Origin of the sequence: Catenulispora pinistramenti (genome assembly GCF_018274385.1) — a bacterium.
GTDB classification, from domain to species: Bacteria; Actinomycetota; Actinomycetes; order Streptomycetales; family Catenulisporaceae; genus Catenulispora; species Catenulispora pinistramenti.
Map to the genome: position 1 here is coordinate 1 of NZ_JAAFYZ010000538.1, position 610 is coordinate 610.

General features: G+C 65.9%; 1 protein-coding gene. It reads left to right on the forward strand.

From position 1 onward, the window contains the following. Positions 1-130: 130 nt before the first annotated feature. Positions 131-610, forward strand: a 480-nt coding sequence (locus KGQ19_RS48815; RefSeq protein WP_212022491.1) for a transposase domain-containing protein, incomplete at its 3' end; no start/stop codon positions are given.

Below are 610 nucleotides of genomic sequence, written 5' to 3' on the forward strand. Positions count from 1 at the left end.
CAATGCCGCGTAGTTAAGGTTTTGGTGGGGGTGTCAAGGGGCTGGTTGGTGGTGTGAACGAGACCTCTGATACATCGGTTCTTGTCTAGAGAAGCCGTTGATCAGAGGTCTCGTCGTGTCTGAGTGTGCCATGGTTCGTTTCACGCGGGTGGTCAAGGTGGCTGCGGGGGTGTTCGCGCCTGGGCATTTGGGGGCGTTGACGCCTCTGGTGCCGTTCGAGTTGGTGGATGCGGTGCTGGATGCTTCGCGGCGCACGCAGGTGCGGGTGCGGGTGCTGCCGTCGCGGGTGGGTGTGTATCTGGTGTTGGCGATGGTGTTGTTTCCGCAGGTGGGGCTGGTCGGGGTGTGGAGTGCTCTGGTGGCGGGGTTGCCTGCGTGGGTGGGGCGGGTCTCGGAGAAGGCGTTGCGGGATCTGCGGCGCCGGGTGGGCGCCGCGCCGATACAGATGCTGTTCCAGACGGTGGCCGGGCCGGTCTCGCGTCCGGGGATGGCAGGTGTTCGGTATCGGCGCTGGCGCACGGTGGCCTTCGACGGCTGTGCCTCGTTCAAAGTGCCGGACAGCGACCGCAACCGGGCGTTCTTCGGGCTGCGGAGCAACAGCCACGGGCCG